The following is a 21,999-nucleotide window of genomic DNA, read 5'->3' on the forward strand; positions in this document are numbered from 1 at the left end:
TTGTTATGTTCTCAGGAAGTTGCGCAGCAGTTCATGGCCCTGTTCGGTCATGATCGACTCGGGGTGGAACTGCACGCCTTCGATGGGCAGGGTCTTGTGGCGTACGCCCATGATTTCTTCAACGGAGCCGTCGTCGTTGCGGGTCCAGGCGGTCACTTCCAGGCAATCGGGCAGAGTGTTCTTGTCGATCACCAGGCTGTGGTAACGGGTAGCCTGCAAGGGATTGTTCAGGCCGCGAAACACACCTGCATCCTTGTGGTACACCGCTGACACTTTGCCATGCATTACCTTGCCTGCCCGGATGACGTCGCCGCCGTATACCTGGCCGATGGACTGGTGGCCCAGGCAGATGCCCAGGATAGGCAGTTTGCCGGCGAAATGACGAATGGCGTCCATGGAGATCCCCGCCTCGTTCGGCGTGCAGGGGCCCGGGGAAATCACCAGTCGCTCGGGGTTCAGAGCTTCGATTTGTTCAATGGTGATTTCGTCGTTCCGGTATACCTGTACGTCGGCACCCAGCTCAGCCAGGTACTGCACCACGTTGTAGGTGAAGGAATCGTAGTTATCGATCATCAGCAACATAATCTGTTCCTCCGCCTCAATGGTCGTAGTCGTTGTAGGTCATGGCCACGGCACGGAAAATGGCGCGGCCCTTGTTCATGGTTTCTTTCCATTCGAGGCGGGGAATGGAGTCTGCCACCACGCCGGCGCCGGCCTGGATGTGCAGGGTGTTGTCCTTGATGACCGCGGTGCGGATGGCGATGGCGGTGTCCATGTTGCCGTTGAACGACAGGTAACCGACCGCACCGCCGTACACGCCGCGCTTTACCGGTTCCAGCTCGTCAATAATCTCCATGGCGCGGATTTTCGGCGCGCCGCTGAGGGTGCCTGCGGGCAGGGTGGCGCGCAGCACGTCCAGGCAGCTGGTGTTTTCTTTCAGTCGACCGGTCACGTTAGAGACAATGTGCATCACGTGGGAATAGCGCTCCACGATCATCTTGTCGGTCAGCTTCACTGTGCCAGTTTCCGACACCCGGCCGGCGTCGTTGCGGCCCAGGTCGATCAACATCAGGTGCTCGGCGATCTCTTTCGGGTCGGCCAAGAGTTCCTTTTCCAGGGCTTTGTCCTCGGCATCGGTGGCGCCGCGTTTGCGTGTGCCGGCGATGGGCCGGACGGTGACTTCCTCATCTTCCACCCGGGCCAGGATTTCCGGAGATGAGCCGACAATGTGGAAGTCTTCCAGATCCAGGAAGTACATATACGGTGACGGGTTGAGCACGCGCAGCGACCGGTAGAGGTTCAAAGGCGGTGCCTCGAACGGAATCGACATGCGCTGGGAAATGACGGTTTGCATGACATCGCCATCCAGCACGTAGCCCTTGATCTTGTCCACCGCCGCTTCGAATCTGTCCTGGGTAAAGCCGGAAATAAAGTCGCTCTCGTCCACCACCTTGCCGCGCAGATGTTCCGGTGTGCGGGGGGCGTTGGCGGTCTGGCGGTGCAGCTGGCTTTCCAGTTCGTCGATGCGTCGCTGGGCCTGTTCATAGGCACCATTGGCTGTTGGGTCCACATGCACAATCAGGTGCAGCTTGCCGCGCAGGTTGTCGAACACCACGATTTCATTGGACACCATCAGCAGGATGTCCGGGGTGCCGATTTTGTCGGGCGGACAGCTGTGGCGCAGGCGCTTCTCGATGTAGCGCACGGTGTCGTAGCCGAAATAGCCCACCAGGCCACCGTTGAACCGGGGCAGCTCGGGCAGGTCCGGGGCGTTGAATCGCTTCTGGTAGTCGTCCACGAAAGCTAGGGGATCATCCACCTCTGCCTGCTCGACCACTTCGCCGTTGCGGCTGACTTCAATGCGGTGGTCGAAGACTTTCAGCACTTCCTGGCTGGGCAGGCCAATAATGGAATAGCGGCCCCATTTCTCGCCACCCTGTACCGATTCAAACAGGTAGGAGTATGGCCCGCTGGCCAGTTTCAGATAGGTGCTGAGGGGCGTGTCGAGATCCGCCAGAACTTCGCGGTACACAGGGATGCGGTTATAGCCGGCTTCAGCGAGCTCGTGGAATTGCTCGGGTGTCATGGTTCGGTTTCCTGAAATCTGATCTGCGTTTTGTCAGAACGGTGTTACACCGCTGTGACCGGTGGTGCGGGCAAGCAGGCATACGCCATCAGCCCCGGGGCTTGCTCAGCCGGTGCGCCATCGCCACCATCGTGTTGCGCGGGTTGTCAGGATGCCTCGCGCTGCAGTCAGATTCAGTCCCTGCACGGCAGGAATCTCCCGAATTGATGTGTTCAAAATAAAACGTCCTTGCGAGATTACAAAAGCTCGGCCAGCGAATCAACAACAGCATCTGCACCGAGACTGTCAACGGAGCCGCCAAAGTTATAGCCATACCTCACGGCGACGCAGGGGATGCCTGCTGCCAGGGCTGCATTGACGTCTGCCTTGGAGTCCCCGACCATCACCGTGGTGCCCCGTGTGCCGCCCAGTTTTTCCATGGCGTGCAGCAAGGGCGCCGGGTCCGGTTTTTTCACTGGCAGGGTATCGCCACCGACCGAGAGGTCGAACCATTGAGCCAGACCGGTTTTTTCCAGCAAGGGCTGAACAAACTGGTCAGGTTTGTTAGTGACCACGGCCATCCGGCAGCCCAGTTGCTTCAGGTGTTCCAGGCAGTCATGAACGCCGGGAAATACCACGGAATGCTGGCCATTCATCTGGCCATAGGCGTGATAGAAAATGGCCAGGGCGTCGTTGAACAGCGCGTCGTCTTTGGCGGTGGCGGGTTCCCAATCGGTTTTTCCGGCCAGGGCCCGGCGCACCAGAACCTGGGCGCCGTTGCCAACCCAGTTGCGAACCTTGTCCAGGCCTGCCGGGCTACGCCCCAGGTGCTCCAGCATCTGATCCACGGCGGCGGCCAGATCCGGTGCGCTGTCCACCAGCGTGCCGTCCAGATCAAACAGGGCGACGCCCGGCCAGCGGGCGTTGAACAGGCCTTTCAGGCTCATCCGCCGATCACCTTGCGGGCCTGCTCCAGTGCCTCGCGCATGGCGTCGATGGTGGCCTTGTAATCGGGAGTGTTGAATATGGCAGAGCCGGCCACGAAGGTGTCGGCGCCGGCCTCGGCGATTTCCCGGATGTTGTCGGTTTTCACACCGCCATCGATTTCCAGGCGAATGTTGTAGTTGCTGGCATCAATCTTCTTGCGGGCTTCCTTGAGCTTGTCGAGGGTGCCCGGGATGAACTTCTGGCCACCGAATCCCGGGTTCACTGACATCAGCAGCACCATGTCGAGCTTGTCCATCACGTAGTCCATGTAGCTCAGCGGGGTAGCCGGGTTAAACACCAGCCCGGCCTTGCAGCCGCCGTCGCGGATCAGTTGCAGGGAACGGTCGATGTGGTTGCTGGCCTCCGGGTGGAAGGTGATGTAGCTGGCGCCGGCGTCAATAAACATGCGGATCAGGTCATCCACCGGAGACACCATCAGGTGCACGTCGATGGGGGCGGTCACGCCATGCTTGCGCAAGGCCTCGCATACCATGGGCCCGATGGTGAGATTGGGGACATAATGATTGTCCATCACATCGAAGTGCACCACGTCGGCTCCGGCGGCCAGTACATTGTCGACTTCCTCGCCCAGGCGGGCGAAATCGGCGGAGAGGATGGATGGGGCAATCAGATATGGGTTCATCGGGGCTCTCTCGGTGTAGTGAATTATCGGCCTCTGGGCAACCCTGCTAGTCTATCAGTTTGCCGGTGATTTTCGCAGCGGGATAGGTGCATGGGCTCATGGGGTTGAAAGCAATCAGGTTACTTTGTCTGTTCTTGATCAGCGGCTGGCTGGGCGCCGCTGTGGCCCAGGATGAGGCGCAGGGGAGTGAGGAAGAAGAGCCTGTGGCTAAGGTTAGTCCGGCGTCAAGATCGGGCTTCTCAACGGGGTTGGGAGAGTGGGCGCTGGCACGGCGCTACCCGGAGCAGGCTGTCTGGCTCGATCTCGACGACGAAGGCCGGGCGCTGGGCTTGTTCCTGCCGGAATACATTACGCCGGCAACCGGTGCTTTACTGGTTCTGGCCGACGAAGGCCAGACGGCCGATGAGGGTGTATTGGGGCCGTTGCGGGTGGCTCTTGCGGAGCGGGGCGTTGCCGTGATGACCGTTGGCCTTGGGCTGCCTCCGGAGGCGGTGCGTCGGCATCGCATTGAGGCCTTGGTGCCCAGCCTGGATGATGACGCCGGACAAAATCCGGATCAGGGCGGGAATACACCGGATTCGGTCATGATTGATGTCGCCGAGGAGCCGCCTCTTGATGACGTGGCTGCGGATTTCCGGAATTCGGTTCGTGCGGTTCTGTCCGCGGGTGTGGAAGCGTTGCAGCAGCGTGGCTATGAGCGTGCGGGCGTATTGGGCATTGGTTGGTCCGCTGATTATGTGACGGACTGGGCGGCGGACTCCGCGGCCGTGTCCGCGGTGGCCTGGCTGGCCCCCCGGTTCCCGGCCCGACGGTCCGCCACCTTGCCCTCGTTGTTGAAGGAGCGAAACGGAGGGCAGGGATGGCCGGTGCTGGATCTGCATGGTTCCGGTGGTCGCTCCGGGGCAGAGGGCCAGGCGCGGGCGGCGGCGTTTGCTCGCGCGGACGTGGCCGGTTACGACCGTCAGCCCGTGGCCCTCAATCGACCACTCCGGGCTGAAGATGCGATGCGGGTTGCCAGCCGGGTCAGTGCCTGGCTGAAAAACCGGTCGGCCAGCGGGGATTAAAGTGCCCGATGTCTCTGGCGAATCAGTTCCCAGGCCTGTTGATAACGTAACAACCGGTCTTTTGCCATCGCCACTTCCGAGGGCGCCAGTTTCTGTTGCGCCAGTTTGTCCGGGTGGCAGGCGGAAACCTGTTTGCGGTAAGCGCGTTTGATGGTCTCCAGCGAATCTCGCCGGGTTACGCCCAGAATCTGGCAAGCCTGCTCGTAGGTGGCCGGCTTTTGCGGCGGCGCGGCAGTGCGAATCCACACTTTGCTGGCGTAGCTTTCGAAAATGTCATCGCTGATGACAACGGGCAACCCCATATGGCTGATGGCGTCTTCGCAGCGGTAGCGCCGGGCCTTGCCGGGCTGGCCCAGGATTTGTGCGCCATGGCACAGGCAGATAGCGGTTTTCAGGGCTGGTGCCGGCCACAGCAGCAAGGCCAGGCGCAGTATCAGGCCCTGGCGCAGGGGCAGATGGTCAGTGTCCTTGCCCTTGCGAAACTGATCGATGGCTTTGCGGCGTTGCCTGGCCGACAGGGCCAGGGCTTTCATCAGGGCTTCGGCATAATGAATGTCCGGTTCCCGGACCCGGCCATCGGCCTTGGCAATGTAACCCAGAAAAAAGAACAGTGGCTTGCGGTACCAGCGCGGCAGGCGCGCGCGCTCCAGCAGGGTGCTGGCCTGATGTCCGCAACTGGACAGTTCCTGCAGCAGTTCCTGGAACGACGACTCCATTCTCGCCGGCAGGGCGGGTGGATTGCTCTGCCTCATGATGTCCGGGCCCTTTCGTGCAGCCACTGGTCCAGGCTCTGCAATCGTTCTGGTGTGCCGACGTCCACCCACTGGCCGTTATGATGCAGGCCGGTGACCCGGTTGCGGGCCATGGCCCTGCGCAGCACCGGGCCAAGTTTGCCGGCGGCATCGTCCAGTTCATCAAACAGGCGCCGGTGCAGCAGACTGATACCGGAAAAGGTGAGTTTATCGGCCCCGTCAGGGTTCAGAAAGCCGTTGTCCTGAAGATGAAAATCCCCTTCCGGGTGGTGGGGCGGATTTGAGACCATCACCAGCAAGGCATCGGCATCGGCATCGGCCGGGGCCAGGAGCTGGCTGAAATCGAAATCGCTCCAGATGTCACCGTTGACCACGAGGAACCAGTCGTCGCCCGCGTCGGTCAGCAGAGGCAGGGCCCGGATGATGCCCCCGGCGGTTTCCAGCGGTTCACCCTCTGCAGAGTAGCGAATGCTGACACCAAAGGCCTCGCCATCCCCCAGCCGGGCTTCAATCTGTTCCCCCAGCCAGGCATGGTTGATCACAATGTCGCTGAAACCGGCGTCGCGCAGGCGCTCGATATGATGAACGATCAGGGGCTGGCCCCCGGCTGACAGCAACGGCTTGGGGGTGGTCAGGGTCAGCGGGCGCATACGCTCGCCTTTGCCGGCGGCGAGAATCATAGCCTTCATGGTCAGCGAACTCCCGGCTCCGGCAGCGGGCCAATGCGCTGTTCGATGGCCGGAATCACGGTGCTGCAGAGCCACTCGTGAAAATGCCGGAAGGCCGGTTGCCGGGCGCTGGCATCTCGCAGATAACTGACGGTGCGGGGAATGTCAGCCAGGTAGCCGGTCTTGCCGTCGCGAATGGCGAGGCGGGCAAAAATGCCGGCGGCTTTCAGATGGCGCTGCATGCCCATGAGCTCAAACCACTGCCGGAAAGTATCTGCATCAGCGCGGTGCAAACCGGCCTGCTGGCTGGCGTTACGAAAATGCTCCAGCCAGCTTGCCAGGCGGTCTTCCGGCCAGCGCACGTAGCAGTCTTTAAGCAGGGAGACGGCGTCATAGGTGATGGGGCCGCGTACGGCATCCTGAAAGTCGATCACGCCGGGGGCAGCCTGGCTATCACGGATCAGTAGATTGCGGGAGTGGTAGTCACGGTGCACGGTGACTTCCGGCTGCGCCAGAGCACTTTCACGGAGCAGACCGAAGGCGGTGTCCAGCAGCGCACGTTCCTGGTTGTCGAGCTCCAGGCCCAGGTGTTTTTCCAGCAGCCAGTCCGGGAATAGCGCCATCTCCCGGTCCATCAGGGCTTGATCATAGGCGGGTAGTGGATAGTCTGCCGGGTCGTCCAGCCCGGCAATACTCGCCAGTTCGTCCAGTGCGGCCCGATATAGGGTGTCCGCATCGCCCTGTTCCAGGGCGGTTAACATCAACTGATCGCCCAGGTCTTCCAGTAACAGAAAACCCTGCTCAAGATCCTCGGCGGCAATGGCGGGCACGGCGATACCGTGTTGATGCCAGTGCCGGGCGATGGCCACAAACGGAACGCAGTCCTCGTGCTCCGGTGGAGCATCCATCACAATGAAGGGGGCGGGTTGCCCGCCCGGCACGTCTTTCCAGACCCGGAAGTACCGTCGAAAACTGGCGTCGCCGGAAACCGGTGTCGGGCTGGCGGCCGAGAAGCCGGGAATTTGCCTGACCCAGCGGGTCAGCAACTGCAAACGGTTATCCATGGTCAGATCAGCATTCCTGGATCGGTGGATGATGGCCGGCGCGTTAACCGGGCACTCTCTGCACCGGAGTATAAAGAGGGTAAAACGGAATTGCAGCGGGCTTTCCGTTAACAAGCCTTGAGGGCGCGTGTAAACTAGGTGCCCTTACGCCCAGCCATCATTCAAATGGAACAGGAATTTCGTCAACGTGCCCAGCCATTGCTCCTCCTTGTTGTGCGCCAGGTTCCGGCTTTCAAGCCTGGCCGTCATCGTGGCATTGGCAGCGAGTGGCGTACGTGCCGAGGGGGCGGGTAGCAGCCCCAGCGCCGCTGAGATTGACTGGCGCCCGCGCAGTGAATTGCCGCCAGAAGTGGCCGAACGGCTGCCGGTGTTCTGCGAGGGCGGTTATCTGCCTGGCACGGTTGGCGGCGATGGCGCTGTGGTGCCGGGCGTGGGTGTCGATGGTTCAGCGGCACTGGAAGCCAGTGCTTTGAACGCCCGCTATGAACTGGATAGCGAACTCTACCTGCAGGGTGATGTGCGCCTGCGCCAGGGTCCGTTCCAGGCGACCGGCGCGGAGGCACGGTACAACCAGCAGTCCGGCGAATTGCAACTGCAAGGACCGCTGGTCAGCCGGGGTGAAGGCTTTCTGCTGACCGGGCAGGACGCGAACTATTCTACCCAGTCCGGGCAACTGGATATCAACACGGCCACGTTTCTCCTGCACGAGTCGGAACTCAGGGGCGAGGCCTCATCCCTGTCCAGGGTCAGTGAAAGCCAGGTGGTTATCTCCGATGGCATGATCACTACCTGTGGTCCGGGCCAGAACGACTGGTCGATTGTGGCATCGGACATCGAGCTGGATCAGGCGGAAGGTTTTGGTACTGCACGGCACGTGCGGTTGGAAGTGTTGGATGCGCCGGTATTCTACTGGCCTTACATTACCTTCCCGATTGATGACCGCCGCAAGACCGGTTTCCTGTATCCCCAGTTTGGCTCGTCCAGCGCTGGTAGCGGGGCTTATCTGGCCTTGCCGTACTATCTGAATCTGGCACCCCATTATGATGCCACCCTCACACCGCAGTATATTCACGGTCGCGGCCTGTTCACGGAAGTAGAGGGGCGCTACCTCAGTCGGTATGGCGAATCGGTGCTGCAGCTGGGGTATATCGACAATGATTCCGCTTTTCGGGATGAAAATCCGGGTGAAAATGGCGAGCGCTGGGCCCTGGATTTGACCACCCGGGCGGCGTTTGGCGGAGGCTGGAGCGGCTACGGCGATTACGCGGTGATATCAGATGAGGACTACCTGAGCGATCTGAACCGCAGTCTCGAAATAGACCAGGCGACGCATCTTCAGCGTCGGGGTGGTGTCCGTTACTACGGAGCCAATCAGTACTTTGAAGCCTACCTGAACGGCTACCAGACCATCCCTGACCGTATTGCCGACGTTGATAAACCCTATGCCCAGTTGCCGGAAGTGATCTACGGTGGCTCGCTGGAAGCCGGCTGGCTGGAAGCGAACCTGGAAAGCCAGTACACCTGGTTCTACCGGGACAATGAGAACCTTACCGGCCTGGACAAGGCCAACGGCCAGCGGTTACGGGCGATTCCCGAACTGGCGTTGCCCATGAGGGCGCTCTGGGGCTTCAGTCGTCCCTCGGTCAGCCTCGACTACACCCGCTACGAGCTGGATGACTACACCCTGGGTGACGCCGGCTTTGACCGCACCGTGCCGGTGTTCGAGTGGGACAATGGTTTGTACTTTGATCGTCGATCCAGCCTGTTTGACGTACCCTACAACCAGACCCTGGAGCCCCGGCTGTATTACGCCTGGGCCGATGCCGAATCCGATCAGAACTATATCCCGGATTTTGATACCGGCATCCGCAGTTTCCGCTTTGACCAGCTGTTCCGGCGGGACCGGTTTACCGGCGGGGATCGGGTCGGTGACGCCAACCAGTTGACGGTGGCGCTCACCAGTCGTTTCAATGACCTCCTGACCGGGGCGGAGCGGGCTCGGGTGAGTGTTGGCCAGGTGCGCTATTTCGAAGATCGTGAAGTGGATCTGTTTGGCGAGGGCGCATCCGACCGGAGCCGCTCACCGCTGGCGGGCGAGTTGGTGCTGAACCCCATCGACAATCTGGAGCTTCGTTCTTCCCTGCTGTGGGATCACGAAACCCGGAAAACCGAAGAGGGCCGCAGCCAGCTGATTTTCCACTCCGAGGATTATCGTTACCTGGCGACACTCGGACATACCTACAGCCGGCCGGATGAGCTGGAACAAACCGACATTGGAACGGTCTTTCTGGTAACGGACCAGGTCAGTGCCATTGGTCGCTGGGTCTGGGATTCTGAGCTCGACCGAACCGTGGGCACCCTTGCCGGTCTGGAATATAACAACTGCTGCTGGAGTTTTCAGGTGGTGCACCAGAACTACCTGACTGATGACGAAGAACTGGACACCCGCTTGCTGTTCCGGATTGAACTGAAAGGTCTGGGCGGCAGTGGCGGTGCATCCGACAACATCGCGGACGCCATCTACGGCTACGACGAGCGAGAGCGCCGGAGGTTCGGAAACCCGCGCCGTTGAACGAACCCGAATCTGCAGGCCGACCCGGCTGCGATCACGATTTTACAAACCAAGAGGTGATTATGAAGGCGACTGTCCGCCACGGACTGACAATTCTGCTGACACTGGCCATGGTGGTGCTGTCAGTGACTGCTCAGGCCGAACGAAAACTGCTGGACCGTGTGGTTGCGATCGTGGATGACGAGGTGATCCTCCAGAGTGAGCTGGACGCCCGTATCAATACCATTGTCGGTCGCCTGAGCGCGCAGGGCACTGGTCTGCCGCCCCGGGAACTGCTTGAGCAGCGGGTACTGGACCAACTGATTCAGGAATCCCTGCAGCTGCAGATGGCCGACCAGATGGGCATGCGCATCAGCGACAACGAGCTGAACGAGACCCTGGCCAATATTGCCCGCAGCAACGGCATGACCCTGGCCGAATTCGAAGGCCAGCTGGCGGAAGAAGGGGTGACCTATCAGCAGGCCCGGGAACAGATCCGCAATGAAATGCTGACCAGCCGGGTGCAGCAGCGTCGCGTAGGTAACCGGGTACGCGTTACCGACCGGGAAGTGGAAAACTATCTCCAGGCCCAGCAAGCCAACGGCAGTACCGATGCCGAATACCGTCTGGCCTATATCTTTATCGAAGTTGACGACCCGGCCAGCGAAGCGTCGGTGGATGAGGCCCGGGAGACAGCACAGGCCTTGCGCCAGCAGATTGCCAACGGTCGGGACTTCCGGGAAGTAGCGGTTGCCGAATCCGATGCCAGCAACGCCCTGGAAGGGGGCGACATGGGCTGGCGATCTGAAAGCCAGTTGCCCTCACTGGTCGCACCGGTGGTACCGGATCTGGAAGTTGGTGAGCCTTCGCAGGTGCTGGAAAACAACAGTGGTTTTCATCTGGTGATGGTGATGGACAAGCGCGGCGGTGAGCAGCAGCAATTCATCCAGCAGCACCGGGTCCGGCATATCTTGGTACGGCCTTCCGAAGCGGTGACCGATGTGCAGGCGGAGCAGCGCATTCGCGAGATCTACCAGCAGTTGCAGGATGGCGCCGACTTTGCCGATCTGGCCCGTGAACGCTCGGACGATCCGGTCTCCGGCTCGGACGGCGGTAATCTGGGCTGGGTAAGCCCGGGCCAGATGGTGCCCGCTTTTGAAGAAGCCATGAATCAGGCGCAGGTGGGCGAATATTTCGGGCCTTTTCGGTCCCAGTTTGGCTGGCACATCCTGCAGGTGGAGGAGCGCCGGCGCCAGGACGTGACCGAACAGAATCGCGAGTCCCAGGCTCGTCAGGCCATCTACATGCGGAAATTCGAGCTGGAATTGCAGAACTGGCTGCGTGAGATTCGGGACGAAGCCTTTGTTGAGTTCAAGGGTGAATATGCCGATATGAACCCGGAGAGCGAGGAAGCAGACCCGTCATGAGCACACCGGTGATCCTGGCACTCACTGCCGGCGAACCGGCCGGTATCGGCCCGGAACTGTGCCTGCAACTGGCAACCGGGAGCCGGGACGCCGGCCTGGTGGTGATTGCCAGCCGCGAACTGCTACGGGACAGGGCCAGCCAGCTCGGACTCCAGGTTGAGCTGCATGACTGGCAACCAGGTGTGGCGGCAGCAACCCGGGCGGGTCATTTGTCGGTACGGCATGTTGAAGGTTGTGGTTCCACGGTGGCCGGCCGGCTTGATCAGGGTAACAGTCAGTACGTGCTGGACACCCTGACCATCGCCGCCCGGGGTTGCCTGAATGGCGATTTTGACGGCATGGTGACTGCACCTGTGCACAAGGGCGTTATCAACGAAGCCGGCATCGTCTTCAGTGGCCACACCGAATTCCTGCAGGAGCTGTGTGGCGTAGAACGGGTGGTGATGATGCTGGCCACGGAAGAACTCCGGGTGGCATTGGTAACCACCCACTTACCCCTGAAAGACGTTTCTGCGGCCATTACACCGGACCGGCTGACTCAGGTGACGCGCATTCTGAATGCGGACCTGAAAGCCTTTTTTGGTATTGAGCGGCCTCGCATTCTGGTGGCCGGCCTGAATCCTCACGCCGGTGAAGGGGGCCATCTGGGCCGGGAAGAAATCGAGGTGATCGAGCCGACCCTCGAACAGCTGCGGGCCGAGGGAATTCAACTGACCGGGCCGTTGCCGGCAGACACCCTGTTCACCCCGCACTGGCTCGACAATGCCGATGCGGTATTGGCCATGTATCACGATCAGGGCCTGCCGGTACTGAAATTCCAAGGCTTTGGCCGGGCCGTTAATATCACCCTGGGCTTGCCCATTGTCCGTACCTCGGTTGACCATGGCACTGCCCTGGATCTGGCTGGTACCGGCAAGGCCGATGCCGGCAGCCTGCATACCGCTATCCGTGTGGGCGAGCAGATGGCCCGCTGCCGCAAGGCCGCACGGGCCGGAGAACTGTCATGAGCAACAAACACGGGCACCAGGCCCGTAAACGGTTTGGCCAGAACTTCCTGCATGATCCCGGTGTGATAGAACGCATCGTGCGCGCGATCAATCCCAAGCCGGAAGACTCGATTGTAGAAATCGGCCCCGGTCTGGGGGCTATTACCGAAGAAATCCTTGCCATCAATCCCCGTTTGCAGGTGGTGGAACTGGACCGGGACCTGATTCCGGTGCTGCGCACCAAGTTCTTCAACTACCCGGAATTCCGGATTCACGAGGCCGATGCCCTCAGTTTCGATTTCAGCCAGTTGGTGAGTGACCGGCCTTTGCGCATTGTCGGCAACCTGCCTTACAACATCTCCACCCCGCTGATCTTTCATCTGCTGTCCCAGAGCGGTGTGGTGCAGGACATGCACTTCATGTTGCAGAAGGAGGTGGTGCAGCGGCTGGCGGCGGTACCGGGCGACAACAATTACGGCCGCCTGGGTATCATGGCCCAGTATTTCTGCAAGGTGCAGCCGCTGTTCGAAGTAGGCCCTGGCGCCTTCCGCCCGGCCCCGAAAGTGGACTCCGCCATTGTCCGCCTGGTGCCCCACAAGGAACTGCCGTACCCCGCGAAAGACCTGAAAACGCTGCAGGCAGTGGTACGCACCGCGTTCAATGCCCGCCGAAAAACCCTGCGCAAGGCGCTGGCGGCCATGGTTACCGTAGAACAGCTGCAGTCCCTCGGAATCAACGATGGCCTGCGCCCGGAAAACCTGGGCCTGGCCGACTATGTCAGGATTGCGGATTTGCTGGCAGACACTGGTAAGCTGCCGGCAGAGGACAACGAGGTAAGTGATGACTGACTACGCCATAGGCGATATTCAGGGTTGCTACGATCGCCTGCGGGATGTGCTGGCGAAAGTCGATTTTTCGCCGTCCCGTGACCGGCTCTGGGTGGCCGGTGATCTGATTAACCGCGGGCCGTCATCACTGGAAACCCTGCGCTACATCGAAAGCCTGGGCGATGCCGCCGTCGTGGTACTGGGCAACCACGACCTGCATCTGCTGGCGGTCGCGCTTGGCGGCCACAGACCGAAGCGCAAGGATACGTTGCATGACATTCTGGACGCACCGGATCACGACCGGCTGATCCAGTGGCTGCGCCAGCAGCATCTGTGCGTGCACGACGCCGGCCGAAACCTGGTGATGGCCCATGCTGGCCTGCCGCACATCTGGAGTGTGGAGCAGGCCGTGGCCTGTGCTCGGGAAGTGGAAGCCGTGATCCGGGGCGACCAGGCGGGCGAATATTTCAGCCAAATGTATGGCAATCAGCCCGAAGCCTGGTGTGATACCCTCACCGGTATGGATCGCTGGCGAGTGATTACCAACTATTTTACCCGCATGCGCTTTATTGCCAGCGATGGCCGTCTGGAGCTGGCTACCAAAGAGTCGGCCGATCGGGCGCCTGAGGGCTTTGCCCCCTGGTTTACCTATCCCCGTCAGGACGATGTGAAAGTGGTGTTCGGCCACTGGGCTGCCCTGGAAGGCAACACCGGCAGCGACCGGTTTATCGGGCTGGACACCGGCTGTGTATGGGGCGGCGCCCTGACCATGATGAATCTCGATACCGGAGAGAAAATTCACTGTGACTGCGGCTGACCCCGGAACCCGGATTGTACGCTGGGCACTTGTCGCCGGCGCCGTCGCCGGCCTGCTGGCGGTTATGGCCGGCGCTTTCGGTGCTCATGGTCTGCGCCATGTGGTGTCTGAACGCGGCCTTGTGGTGTTCCAGACGGCTGTCAGCTACCAGATGTACCATGCCCTGGCGCTGGTGGCCGGGAGCCTGATGCCGGCGCTGGGCCTGCCGCGAAAGCTGCTGACCCTGGCCTGTGGCTTCTGGCTTGCCGGTATGCTGTTGTTCAGTGGCAGTCTCTACCTGCTGGCTCTGACAGGAATCCATTGGCTGGGCCCGGTGACACCGGTGGGCGGCGTCTGTTTTATGGTGGGCTGGGCGTTGCTCATTGTCGCAGCCCTGAAGAAGTAACGGAGGCAATGGTAACCATGTTGGTACAGGTGAATGGCGAGGCAATGGAACTTCCGAGCGGAGCGACCATTGCCGCCCTGATAGAACAACTCACCCTGACCGGAAAGCGCCTGGCGGTGGAGGTAAACGAAGACATTGTGCCCCGCAGCCAGCACCCGCAGTTCACCCTGAATGAGGGTGACCGGGTGGAAGTGGTCCACGCCATCGGTGGCGGTTGATACCTCACCAGAGCCAGGCGTTTCCCGCTCTTACTTTATCCAGATAACTCAGGCAGGTTATGACAGAGACACCAGAGATTCAGCTCCCCGAAGACAAACCCCTGGAAATCGCCGGCAAGGTGTACCAGTCCCGCTTGTTGGTGGGCACTGGCAAATACCACGACCTGATGGAAACCGGCCACGCCATCGAGGCCAGTGGCGCCGAGATCGTGACTGTGGCGGTACGCCGTACCAACCTGGGTCAGAACCCGGATGAACCCAATCTGCTGGACGTGATTTCCCCGGAAAGCTACACCATCCTGCCTAATACCGCCGGCTGCTACACCGCCAAAGATGCGGTCCGCACCTGCAAGCTGGCCCGGGAACTGCTGGACGGTCACGATCTGGTCAAACTGGAAGTGCTGGGCGAACACAAGACCCTGTACCCCAACATGCCGGAAACCCTGGTCGCGGCCGAAGAGCTGATCAAAGACGGTTTCAAGGTAATGGTGTACTGCTCGGACGACCCTCTGCTGGCCATGCGCCTGGAAGATATGGGCTGCGTGGCCATCATGCCTCTGGGGGCGCCGATTGGCTCCGGCCTGGGTATCCAGAACCGCTATAACATCCGGCTGATTGTCGAGAACGCCAAGGTGCCGGTGCTGGTGGATGCGGGCGTGGGTACTGCCTCAGACGCTACTATTGCCATGGAGCTGGGTTGTGACGGCGTGCTGATGAACACCGCTATCGCCCAGGCCAAAGACCCGATCAGAATGGCCAATGCCATGCGCCTGGCCATCGAATCCGGCCGTGAAGCCTACCTGTCCGGTCGTATGCCCAAGAAGCTGTATGCCAGTGCCTCGTCACCGATCGACGGCACTTTTTTCTGAAAAGTCCCTCCCTTGCAGGGGAGGGCATATAAAACCAAAACCAGAATTTCAGAGCGCTGTAGTCCTGTCATGACCAACCAGAAACCCAGTCGCCGGGAGTCTATTCTCCAGGCGCTAGTCGAGCTGTTGCAAAGCGATCCCGGTGCCCGAATCACCACGGCCGGCCTGGCCAAAACCGTGGGCGTTACCGAAGCGGCGCTGTACCGGCATTTTCCCAGCAAGCGCAAAATGTTTGAGGCGCTGATCGAATTTGCCGAGGAGGCGGTGTTTTCCCGTTGCCAGGTGATTCTGCAGGAACAGGAGGATGTGCGCGTGCGCCTGCAGCAGCTGTCGCATCTGGTGCTGGTGTTTGCCGAGCGTAATCCGGGCTTGTGTTGTGTGCTGACCGGCGATGCACTGATGGGGGAGGATGAATCCCTGAGAAAGCGGGCATCCCAGTTCTTTGAACGGCTGGAAACCCAGATTCGCCAGACCCTGAAAGAAGGCGAAATCCGCCAGGGACTGCGGCCCAGAACCACGGCTGCCCGTGGTGCGGACTTTGTCATGGTGTTCGTGGAAGGCCGGATTCAGCGCTTTGTACGGTCTTCGTTTTCGCGCTTGCCGACGAGTGATTTCGACGAGGCCTGGGGATTGGTGTCCGAAGCGGTCTGGGGATAAAGGTTGGGAGGTGGTGTACCCCTAGCCTGATGGTTTTGGAGAATGGCACTGGCTGGAAGCCCTTTCCCGAAACCGCTACAAGCACATCCCTGTGCGCTTCTCTCCGGCCATCCATGGCCTCCGAAATTTCGGGAAAGGGCTTCCAGCCAGTGCCGATCGTGCCTCGGTGAAATGTCGATAAAACTCAGTCGTAACCCGAAGCAGTCCGCAGAATTGAGCGCACTGGCGCCCACACGGCCGGCGCCGAGATGAGAATATCCCGCCCATAGAGATCCGCCGGATAGCCCTCCGGAACTTCCCCGAAATGGCCTACCGTAGCGCCAGCTTCTTTTGCGATCAGACGGGCGGCGGCGAAGTCCCAGGGGCTGACGTTTTCGTAGTAGATGTCCAGCCGGCCACAGGCCACCCAGCAGATGTCCAGAGCGGCTGAGCCGATCCGGCGCAGGTCTCGGCACTGGTGAATCATGGCGTCCAGGCGGCGTACCAGCGGTTCCAGGTTGTCCTTGGTGTACGGAAAACCAGTGGCGAATAGCGATTGCCTGGGGTTGGTCGCACCGCTGTGGCGGATAGGCTGGTTATTCAGTGTGGCGCCTTCGCCTTCGGTGGCCCGGAAGGTTTCGCCTGGAAACGGCGCGTGCACAACGCCCACCCGCACTTTGCCCTTCTCGGCGTAGGCAATGGATACCGCAACCTGGGGATGCCCGTAGGCGTAGTTTACCGTGCCGTCGATGGGGTCGACAATCCACAGCGGTGTTTCCAGTTCTTCCGCCTGGGACAGATCCGGCATGGTTTCCTCAGAGAGGATGCGGTGGTGGGGGAAACGTTCGCGGATGGTGCCGGTGATGAACTCGTCGGCCATCACATCGGCGTGGGTGACCAGTTCGGTCTGGTGTTTGTAGTCGGTGCGCAGGGTGTTTTCTTCCCGCTCGTGGCGGATCAGTTCGCCGGCTTCGCGGGCCAGGGCTTCGGTGAAATCGGTGATTTCCTGGAGAGAAACTGAGTCAGACATGGCACCCCCGCGGTTTCAGAAACTGTGAGGGTGCCAGTCTAGCACGGCAGGCTTACAGGCTGTTCAGCCACTTTTCCATTTTATCCATGGCCAGCACCAGTCTCGGGCAGGCCTGCTGGACAAAGCTGTCGTCCAGTTCCTGATCGGCGTAGTCGCCACCGGCCAGGTTCAGGGCCGCGGCACCGTCGAAATCGACAAATGCCAAACGGGCGCCCAGGTGGTCCGGTACGAAGCCGAAATCACTGGAGGGCAGGATGGCGACGCCGGTATTCTCCAGCAGGGCGGTGCAGAAGGCCTGGGAAGTCTTGATGTCCTTGCGGGCCAACTGGTCGCGGAAACCGGAGAAGTCCGGGAACAGGTAGAACGCACCTTCGGGCTTCTGAACCACCGCGCCCATGTCGGTCAGGCGGCGGTGCATGTATTCACCCACCACTTTCAGCACCCGGCGGGACTGAACCAGATATTCCTCAATATCCTCACCACCATTGAAAGCAGCAATGGCGGCGTGCTGGATGGGGGCACTGGTCGCCGTGTAGGTTTCGCTGGCGATGATCGCCATGGCGTCCTGCAGTGGCCTCAGCTCGGCCGGGAAGATAAAGGTGCCCAGGCGCCAGCCGCCGGCGCCGGCCCATTTGGACAGGCCGGTACTGATGATGGTGCCCTCCGGGTAGTAGCGGGCAATGGACTTGTGTTTGCCCTCAAAGTGCACCTCCCCGTAGATCTCGTCCGAGAGCAGGATCAGCTTGTACTTGCGGGCGACGTTGGCGATGGCCAGCAACTGGTCGTCGGTGTACGTGCAGCCAGTGGGGTTGGACGGGTAGTTGAGAATCAGGATGCGCGGGCGTGACGGGTCGTCCCGGCAGATAATGTCCAGTTCCTCGGCGGTCAGCTGCCAGTTGTTCTCGGCGTGGGTCGGCAGCCAGTGCACCGAGCGACCGATGATGCGGGCCTGGGGCGCGTAGGACACCCAGCTCGGGCGCGGGATCAGCAGGTCGCCGTAGTAGGCCAGCTGCAGCATGAACAGCAGCTCTTTGGAGCCCGGGCCGATCAGCACGTCTTCCCAGGTACAGCGCATGCGCTCGCTGCGGTTGATGTAGCCGGCGATGGCTTCGCGCAGGCCTTTCAGACCTTTGACCGGCAGATAGTCTTTTTCGTGGGCGTGCTCCTTGAGCGCATCGACCACGCGATCCGGTACCGGGAACGGCGACTGCCCCAGCCCCAGTTTGATGATGTCCTTGCCTTCGGAACGAAGCTGGTTACTGAGCTCGTTGATGCGCAGGGTGGCGGAGGGCTGGATGCCCCGTACGTTCAGGTTAATCGCGTAACGGTGGTCGTTTTTGATGTCCATTGTCCCGGTCTGTTGGTTGGAGGGTGACAACGGCAGTATAGGAAACCCAAACATATCTGTGACGGGGGTGCGGATAGGGGATTGCCGAAGTCTGCAGGCAGACTTTGGTCGAATCCCCGGCTGGTCAGGGGTTCTTGATCCAGACTTCTACCCGGCCATTGCGCTGGTTTCCCTTGCCGCCAACGGGCATATAGTGGCCATAACCTGTGTAGGCGACGTCCGCCACACCTGCCTGGCCCAGTGCCTTGCGCACCGACAACGCTCTCAGCTCGGAAATCATCTGGGCCCGAAGCTCGTGGCTCTGGGCATCAGCGAATCCGATGAGCAGCAGATCATCGGATTCGCGATTGTGCTGTTGCAGGTAATGCTTCACCCGTAGCAGATCCCGCTGGGCCTTGTTGTCGAGCTTGGTGCGGCCTTCGGCAAAGCGGAAATTGACGGTCAGGCGCTGGTAATTGCTGGTCAGTCGCCGGAAGCTCTCTGGTACGGAGGTGTCGAATTCCGGTTTTACCGCGATCGGATTCTGGGAAATAAAGCCGGATTCGGCCACCAGGTTCTGGCCATCCTCATCCAGGGCATAGTCGATCAGGCCTTTGGCGAAAGCCGGTGTTCTATCCCCCATGGTATACATGAACAGTCGGCGGGACAGCGGGTAGTCTTCGCTGGCGACCGTCAGCTGATTCGGTTTCAGGGCCGGGGCATTGCCTTCGGAGATCGCCAGTAGTTTGCTGTTGCGCACCGAGGCAAGGCCGGAGAAACCGATACCGCCGGGATCGCGGGACACGTCATCCGACAGCTGGTCGTTGGATTCGTAGCGTTTGGCGGATTCGTCCAGGTGGTAGTTTTTACCCAGAACCAGGGATTTAAAGGTATCCCAGGTGCCAGAACGATCATCCCGGGCGTAGAGCCGTATTGGTCGGTCCGGCCCGCCAAGTTCCGACCAGTTACGAATCTGGCCAGCGAAAATGCGCCCGAGCGTATCGATACTCATGGCATTGACAGGGTTGTCGGGGTGCACCAGTACGGCAAGGCCATCAATAGCGATGACATGTTCACTCTCCAGGGCTGTCAGGTCGGCCTTCTGGCGAACCTGTTCCGCCTCAGCGGCTTTGACCGGCCGGGAGGATGCCCAGATCTGCGCCTGACCGCTGGCCAGGGTGCGGAAGCCGGTGCTGGAGCCGTGGGCGGCCACCAGAACACTGATGGGACCCTGTTCGGTCTCGGTCAGCAGAATCTGTTCGTTCTCGGTGCCCGTGGCCCGGCGACTGACCGACCCATTACCCTGCTGTGCCAGATAGCCGCTTACCAGCATGGGTGCCAGTGTGGCGCCGACGGTGTTGGAGCCGTGAATTTCCAGCTCATGGGCGTTGGCGCTGGCGCAGAGACTGGCGCTTGCAAGCAGTGCCAGCCAGTGGCCGGCGGTCTTCCTTGCGAAATCAGGCATCGTGTTGAAAACCTCTTCAGATCAGATGGTTGTGATGCCGGAAGGATGCTTCAGAAATATGACATTTATGTTTCAGGCAAGATCAGATGGCGCGAAAGGTTCAATACTTTTGTAAGAAAGTGTTAAGCAGGCCGCTGAGGCGCCGGGCTTGCTGGCTTATAGTGGGGTGTCCGCAGTAACAAAAACAAACACAGCGGGGCACTATCATGCATGTGACATCGCTCCGGCATGGCTCATCTTCGGCAGAACATCATCGAACCACAGCCTTTGAGAAGGTTTTGCTGGTCGATGACCACGCCCTGTTTGCGCAGGCGCTGGCGGGCCTGATCCGGCAGGAGGAACTGGCGCTCTCGGTGGTCACGGTGGGCACGCTGCAGGCCGCGGCCGAGCAACTGGTGCATGGCACCGGGGTCGATCTGGTATTGCTTGACCTGGCACTTAACGGAGAAGCCGGACTTTCGCTGTTGCCGCGTCTGGCTGGCTTGCGGAACACCCCGCCGGTGGTGATTATCTCCAGCAGTGAGGACGAAAGCACCGTCAGGGCCGTGCGAACGGCCGGGGCGGCGGGGTTTCTGGCCAAATCGGCCGGCCGGGCGGCACTGGTTCGTATGATGCAATCGGTACGGCGGGGGCAGGGCTATTTCCCCGGGGGTATGCCGCCTCTGGTGTCGGAGACCCCGTTAACACCACGTCAGCTCGAAGTGCTGACGCTCCTCGCCCAGGGGTTTCCCAACAAACGCATCTGCCAGAGCCTGGGCCTGACCGAGCACACGGTCAAAACCCATCTGAAAGCGATCTTCACCCACCTGGGGGTACACAATCGGACTGAATGCGTGAACCGGGCCCGGGCCCTGGGCTGGTTGTAACAGCAACCGGCAGTGCCACCCAGAATACCGCGCCCTGGCCCGAAGATGATTCGGTTCCACATTGCCCGCCCATGAGCCGGGAGAATTCGCGCACGATGGTCAGGCCCAGCCCAAGCCCTGCCTGGTGGCTGGCACCGGCACGAATGTAGGGGTCGAAGACCTGTGTGTGCAGGCTTTCCGGCAGCCCGCGCCCGTCATCGCACACCCGGATGCGGGCCCAGTTCCCGGTGGTGACCGTGTTGACCCGAATGCGCTGGCCACCACTGTGGTCAGCGGCATTGATGATCAGGTTCTGCAATACTCGCAACAGCAGGCTGGGATCCGCGGTCAAGGCCAGCCCGGGCTCGGCCGGGGCAATGTCCAGGCGGATGTCGCGACGGGACAAGGTGTCTGACAGCAGATCTTCAAGCTCCTGCAACGTATGGTTCAGTTGCACAGGCTGGAGTTCCGGCTGAATCATGCCCTCGTTCAGTCGGGCGCTGTCGAACACCGTTCCCAGCAGATTACGGAGCTGACCCACGGTATCACGAAGCTGATTCATCACCTCGGAGTGTTCGCGTTCAGGTTGCAGCGTTTCCAGCGTCAGGTCGATGACATTCAGGGGTTGGCGAAGATCATGGCTGGCCGCAGTGATCAGCTCGGTTTTCCGACGGCTCTCGTCCCTGGCGGACTGGTGCAACAGATCCAGGAGCTGGCGGTCGAGAAAGTGGGCACGGTGACGGTACTCGCTGATCCAGGCGCCGACCATACCAATGACATTTGCGGTCATCAGAAAGAACAGATTGGTGAGGGTGGCGGTGGCGGGGTTGCCGGCCCAGAGCTCAGCCAGCAGGTAGGTCCACATCAGAACAAAGGAGGCCACCGAGGCGGAAAAAAAAGGCAGTCCCATGGCAAAGTATCCGAACATCAGCATGAGTATCATGCCCTCATAAGGCAGAGGGTAGCTGTGCCAGCGGGCGGCCAGGATAATGGCAATGACGCTCAGACCTCCGGCGATATAGGCAAACACATACAGCCGCTCGAAGTGGTGGTCGTCGGGGGTTTTCCGGTGGGCCAGCCAGAGAACCAGGGCGATGATCGGGCAGGTAATGGCCAGTCTTATTCCAGCCGTGAGACGGGCCAGCTCGGCTGGCAGGGTCATCAGGTCTACCAGGGCGTACACCAGAAAGAGCAGCAGACCAGCAATGGACGCCAGTCTCGCCCGTTGGCGAATTAACGCGGAACGCACTTTGCGGTAGTCGGCTTCGAGTGGCGGCACAAAACGCAGGGTCAGGAAGCCTCTGGCCTGTTGCTGTTGGATTTGTTCGGCCGTCATGGTCGGGATATCCACGGAACACAAGCTCCAATTCTAG

At 60.7% G+C, this 21,999-nt stretch carries 22 protein-coding genes; 11 read left to right on the forward strand and 11 right to left on the reverse strand.

Annotated elements, in window-relative coordinates:
* Positions 1-3: 3 nt before the first annotated feature.
* The 4 genes from Q674_RS35760 to rpe all read right to left on the reverse strand — a co-directional run bounded on the left by Q674_RS35760 (position 4) and on the right by rpe (position 3,695).
* The gene (locus Q674_RS35760; protein ID WP_011786929.1) at positions 4-582 is read right to left on the reverse strand and encodes an aminodeoxychorismate/anthranilate synthase component II; all 579 of its coding nucleotides are present in this window, start codon (positions 580-582) and stop codon (positions 4-6) included.
* 16 nt (positions 583-598) lie between these two features.
* A complete protein-coding gene (trpE, locus tag Q674_RS35765; RefSeq protein ID WP_023009532.1) occupies positions 599-2,086 on the reverse strand; it encodes an anthranilate synthase component I in 1,488 nt (495 codons plus the stop codon).
* 236 nt (positions 2,087-2,322) lie between these two features.
* Positions 2,323-3,012 (reverse strand): phosphoglycolate phosphatase, encoded by a 690-nt coding sequence (locus tag Q674_RS35770; protein WP_023009533.1) that lies wholly within the window; start codon positions 3,010-3,012, stop codon positions 2,323-2,325.
* Positions 3,009-3,695: a ribulose-phosphate 3-epimerase gene (gene rpe / locus Q674_RS35775; RefSeq protein WP_023009534.1), complete on the reverse strand. Its 687-nt coding sequence runs from the start codon at positions 3,693-3,695 to the stop codon at positions 3,009-3,011. Before rpe ends, Q674_RS35770 begins: the two co-directional genes overlap by 4 nt.
* A 98-nt stretch (positions 3,696-3,793) precedes the next feature.
* On the opposite strand from rpe, the gene Q674_RS35780 reads away from it, so the two are divergent.
* Entirely contained in the window at positions 3,794-4,759 is a 966-nt protein-coding gene (locus Q674_RS35780) for a DUF3530 family protein (protein ID WP_023009535.1), read from the forward strand.
* Here the strand turns inward: Q674_RS35780 and Q674_RS35785 are convergent.
* The 3 genes from Q674_RS35785 to Q674_RS35795 are packed head-to-tail and all read right to left on the reverse strand — an operon-like array spanning position 4,756 to position 7,243.
* Positions 4,756-5,511, reverse strand: a complete 756-nt coding sequence (locus Q674_RS35785) for a DnaJ domain-containing protein (RefSeq protein ID WP_011786924.1) — start codon at positions 5,509-5,511, stop codon at positions 4,756-4,758. The two genes, Q674_RS35780 and Q674_RS35785, sit on opposite strands and share 4 nt — an antisense overlap.
* Complete coding sequence (gene murU / locus Q674_RS35790; protein ID WP_023009537.1) at positions 5,508-6,200, reverse strand: N-acetylmuramate alpha-1-phosphate uridylyltransferase MurU; 693 nt, start codon at positions 6,198-6,200, stop codon at positions 5,508-5,510. Before murU ends, Q674_RS35785 begins: the two co-directional genes overlap by 4 nt.
* A gap of 2 nt (positions 6,201-6,202) precedes the next feature.
* Positions 6,203-7,243: an aminoglycoside phosphotransferase family protein gene (locus tag Q674_RS35795; protein WP_023009538.1), complete on the reverse strand. Its 1,041-nt coding sequence runs from the start codon at positions 7,241-7,243 to the stop codon at positions 6,203-6,205.
* 238 nt (positions 7,244-7,481) lie between these two features.
* Here Q674_RS35795 and Q674_RS35800 point away from each other — a divergent pair, with 238 nt between their 5' ends.
* From Q674_RS35800 to slmA, 9 genes are all read left to right on the forward strand, one after another.
* Complete coding sequence (locus tag Q674_RS35800) at positions 7,482-9,815, forward strand: LPS-assembly protein LptD (RefSeq protein ID WP_051993058.1); 2,334 nt, start codon at positions 7,482-7,484, stop codon at positions 9,813-9,815.
* A 62-nt stretch (positions 9,816-9,877) separates the two neighbouring features.
* Positions 9,878-11,221 carry a peptidylprolyl isomerase gene (locus Q674_RS35805; protein WP_031210318.1) on the forward strand — a complete coding sequence of 448 codons (1,344 nt, stop codon included), beginning with the start codon at positions 9,878-9,880 and terminating at the stop codon, positions 11,219-11,221.
* On the forward strand, positions 11,218-12,228 hold the full coding sequence (pdxA, locus tag Q674_RS35810) for a 4-hydroxythreonine-4-phosphate dehydrogenase PdxA (protein WP_023009541.1): 1,011 nt from the start codon (positions 11,218-11,220) through the stop codon (positions 12,226-12,228). The genes Q674_RS35805 and pdxA overlap by 4 nt, the downstream gene beginning before the upstream one ends.
* Complete coding sequence (rsmA, locus tag Q674_RS35815) at positions 12,225-13,055, forward strand: 16S rRNA (adenine(1518)-N(6)/adenine(1519)-N(6))-dimethyltransferase RsmA (RefSeq protein WP_023009542.1); 831 nt, start codon at positions 12,225-12,227, stop codon at positions 13,053-13,055. The genes pdxA and rsmA overlap by 4 nt, the downstream gene beginning before the upstream one ends.
* The gene (locus Q674_RS35820; RefSeq protein WP_023009543.1) at positions 13,048-13,851 is read left to right on the forward strand and encodes a symmetrical bis(5'-nucleosyl)-tetraphosphatase; all 804 of its coding nucleotides are present in this window, start codon (positions 13,048-13,050) and stop codon (positions 13,849-13,851) included. The genes rsmA and Q674_RS35820 overlap by 8 nt, the downstream gene beginning before the upstream one ends.
* Positions 13,838-14,236 (forward strand): DUF423 domain-containing protein, encoded by a 399-nt coding sequence (locus tag Q674_RS35825; RefSeq protein ID WP_023009544.1) that lies wholly within the window; start codon positions 13,838-13,840, stop codon positions 14,234-14,236. Before Q674_RS35820 ends, Q674_RS35825 begins: the two co-directional genes overlap by 14 nt.
* Before the next feature lie 17 nt (positions 14,237-14,253).
* Positions 14,254-14,454, forward strand: a complete 201-nt coding sequence (gene thiS, locus Q674_RS35830) for a sulfur carrier protein ThiS (RefSeq protein ID WP_031210319.1) — start codon at positions 14,254-14,256, stop codon at positions 14,452-14,454.
* A 59-nt stretch (positions 14,455-14,513) separates the two neighbouring features.
* On the forward strand, positions 14,514-15,323 hold the full coding sequence (locus Q674_RS35835) for a thiazole synthase (RefSeq protein ID WP_023009545.1): 810 nt from the start codon (positions 14,514-14,516) through the stop codon (positions 15,321-15,323).
* A gap of 69 nt (positions 15,324-15,392) precedes the next feature.
* On the forward strand, positions 15,393-15,980 hold the full coding sequence (gene slmA / locus Q674_RS35840) for a nucleoid occlusion factor SlmA (RefSeq protein WP_023009546.1): 588 nt from the start codon (positions 15,393-15,395) through the stop codon (positions 15,978-15,980).
* 184 nt (positions 15,981-16,164) lie between these two features.
* On the opposite strand, the gene Q674_RS35845 is transcribed toward slmA, so the two are convergent.
* The 3 genes from Q674_RS35845 to Q674_RS35855 all read right to left on the reverse strand — a co-directional run bounded on the left by Q674_RS35845 (position 16,165) and on the right by Q674_RS35855 (position 19,781).
* The gene (locus tag Q674_RS35845) at positions 16,165-16,989 is read right to left on the reverse strand and encodes an inositol monophosphatase family protein (protein ID WP_023009547.1); all 825 of its coding nucleotides are present in this window, start codon (positions 16,987-16,989) and stop codon (positions 16,165-16,167) included.
* Between the two features lie 52 nt (positions 16,990-17,041).
* A complete protein-coding gene (locus Q674_RS35850) occupies positions 17,042-18,337 on the reverse strand; it encodes a pyridoxal phosphate-dependent aminotransferase (protein ID WP_023009548.1) in 1,296 nt (431 codons plus the stop codon).
* A gap of 124 nt (positions 18,338-18,461) precedes the next feature.
* On the reverse strand, positions 18,462-19,781 hold the full coding sequence (locus Q674_RS35855) for a substrate-binding domain-containing protein (protein WP_023009549.1): 1,320 nt from the start codon (positions 19,779-19,781) through the stop codon (positions 18,462-18,464).
* Positions 19,782-19,987: 206 nt separating this feature from the next.
* On the opposite strand from Q674_RS35855, the gene Q674_RS35860 reads away from it, so the two are divergent.
* Positions 19,988-20,647 carry a response regulator transcription factor gene (locus Q674_RS35860; RefSeq protein ID WP_023009550.1) on the forward strand — a complete coding sequence of 220 codons (660 nt, stop codon included), beginning with the start codon at positions 19,988-19,990 and terminating at the stop codon, positions 20,645-20,647.
* Here the strand turns inward: Q674_RS35860 and Q674_RS35865 are convergent.
* Positions 20,580-21,962 carry a sensor histidine kinase gene (locus Q674_RS35865; RefSeq protein WP_031210322.1) on the reverse strand — a complete coding sequence of 461 codons (1,383 nt, stop codon included), beginning with the start codon at positions 21,960-21,962 and terminating at the stop codon, positions 20,580-20,582. The two genes, Q674_RS35860 and Q674_RS35865, sit on opposite strands and share 68 nt — an antisense overlap.
* Positions 21,963-21,999 lie beyond the last annotated feature (37 nt).

The organism is Marinobacter sp. EVN1 (assembly GCF_000475375.1).
GTDB lineage: Bacteria > Pseudomonadota > Gammaproteobacteria > Pseudomonadales > Oleiphilaceae > Marinobacter > Marinobacter nauticus.

Bases quoted from the DNA above. Each gene is read 5' to 3' on its own strand.
- Q674_RS35770 (WP_023009533.1), bottom strand. From the start codon at position 3,012: ATGAGCCTGAAAGGCCTGTTCAACGCCCGCTGGCCGGGCGTCGCCCTG.
- Q674_RS35865 (WP_031210322.1), bottom strand. From the start codon at position 21,962: ATGACGGCCGAACAAATCCAACAGCAACAGGCCAGAGGCTTCCTGACC.
- rsmA (WP_023009542.1), top strand. From the start codon at position 12,225: ATGAGCAACAAACACGGGCACCAGGCCCGTAAACGGTTTGGCCAGAAC.
- Q674_RS35780 (WP_023009535.1), top strand. From the start codon at position 3,794: ATGGGGTTGAAAGCAATCAGGTTACTTTGTCTGTTCTTGATCAGCGGC.
- thiS (WP_031210319.1), top strand. From the start codon at position 14,254: ATGTTGGTACAGGTGAATGGCGAGGCAATGGAACTTCCGAGCGGAGCG.
- murU (WP_023009537.1), bottom strand. From the start codon at position 6,200: ATGAAGGCTATGATTCTCGCCGCCGGCAAAGGCGAGCGTATGCGCCCG.
- Q674_RS35860 (WP_023009550.1), top strand. From the start codon at position 19,988: ATGCATGTGACATCGCTCCGGCATGGCTCATCTTCGGCAGAACATCAT.
- Q674_RS35760 (WP_011786929.1), bottom strand. From the start codon at position 582: ATGTTGCTGATGATCGATAACTACGATTCCTTCACCTACAACGTGGTG.
- Q674_RS35795 (WP_023009538.1), bottom strand. From the start codon at position 7,243: ATGGATAACCGTTTGCAGTTGCTGACCCGCTGGGTCAGGCAAATTCCC.
- Q674_RS35785 (WP_011786924.1), bottom strand. From the start codon at position 5,511: ATGAGGCAGAGCAATCCACCCGCCCTGCCGGCGAGAATGGAGTCGTCG.
- Q674_RS35835 (WP_023009545.1), top strand. From the start codon at position 14,514: ATGACAGAGACACCAGAGATTCAGCTCCCCGAAGACAAACCCCTGGAA.
- Q674_RS35845 (WP_023009547.1), bottom strand. From the start codon at position 16,989: ATGTCTGACTCAGTTTCTCTCCAGGAAATCACCGATTTCACCGAAGCC.
- trpE (WP_023009532.1), bottom strand. From the start codon at position 2,086: ATGACACCCGAGCAATTCCACGAGCTCGCTGAAGCCGGCTATAACCGC.
- Q674_RS35850 (WP_023009548.1), bottom strand. From the start codon at position 18,337: ATGGACATCAAAAACGACCACCGTTACGCGATTAACCTGAACGTACGG.
- Q674_RS35820 (WP_023009543.1), top strand. From the start codon at position 13,048: ATGACTGACTACGCCATAGGCGATATTCAGGGTTGCTACGATCGCCTG.
- Q674_RS35805 (WP_031210318.1), top strand. From the start codon at position 9,878: ATGAAGGCGACTGTCCGCCACGGACTGACAATTCTGCTGACACTGGCC.
- rpe (WP_023009534.1), bottom strand. From the start codon at position 3,695: ATGAACCCATATCTGATTGCCCCATCCATCCTCTCCGCCGATTTCGCC.
- Q674_RS35855 (WP_023009549.1), bottom strand. From the start codon at position 19,781: ATGCCTGATTTCGCAAGGAAGACCGCCGGCCACTGGCTGGCACTGCTT.
- slmA (WP_023009546.1), top strand. From the start codon at position 15,393: ATGACCAACCAGAAACCCAGTCGCCGGGAGTCTATTCTCCAGGCGCTA.
- pdxA (WP_023009541.1), top strand. From the start codon at position 11,218: ATGAGCACACCGGTGATCCTGGCACTCACTGCCGGCGAACCGGCCGGT.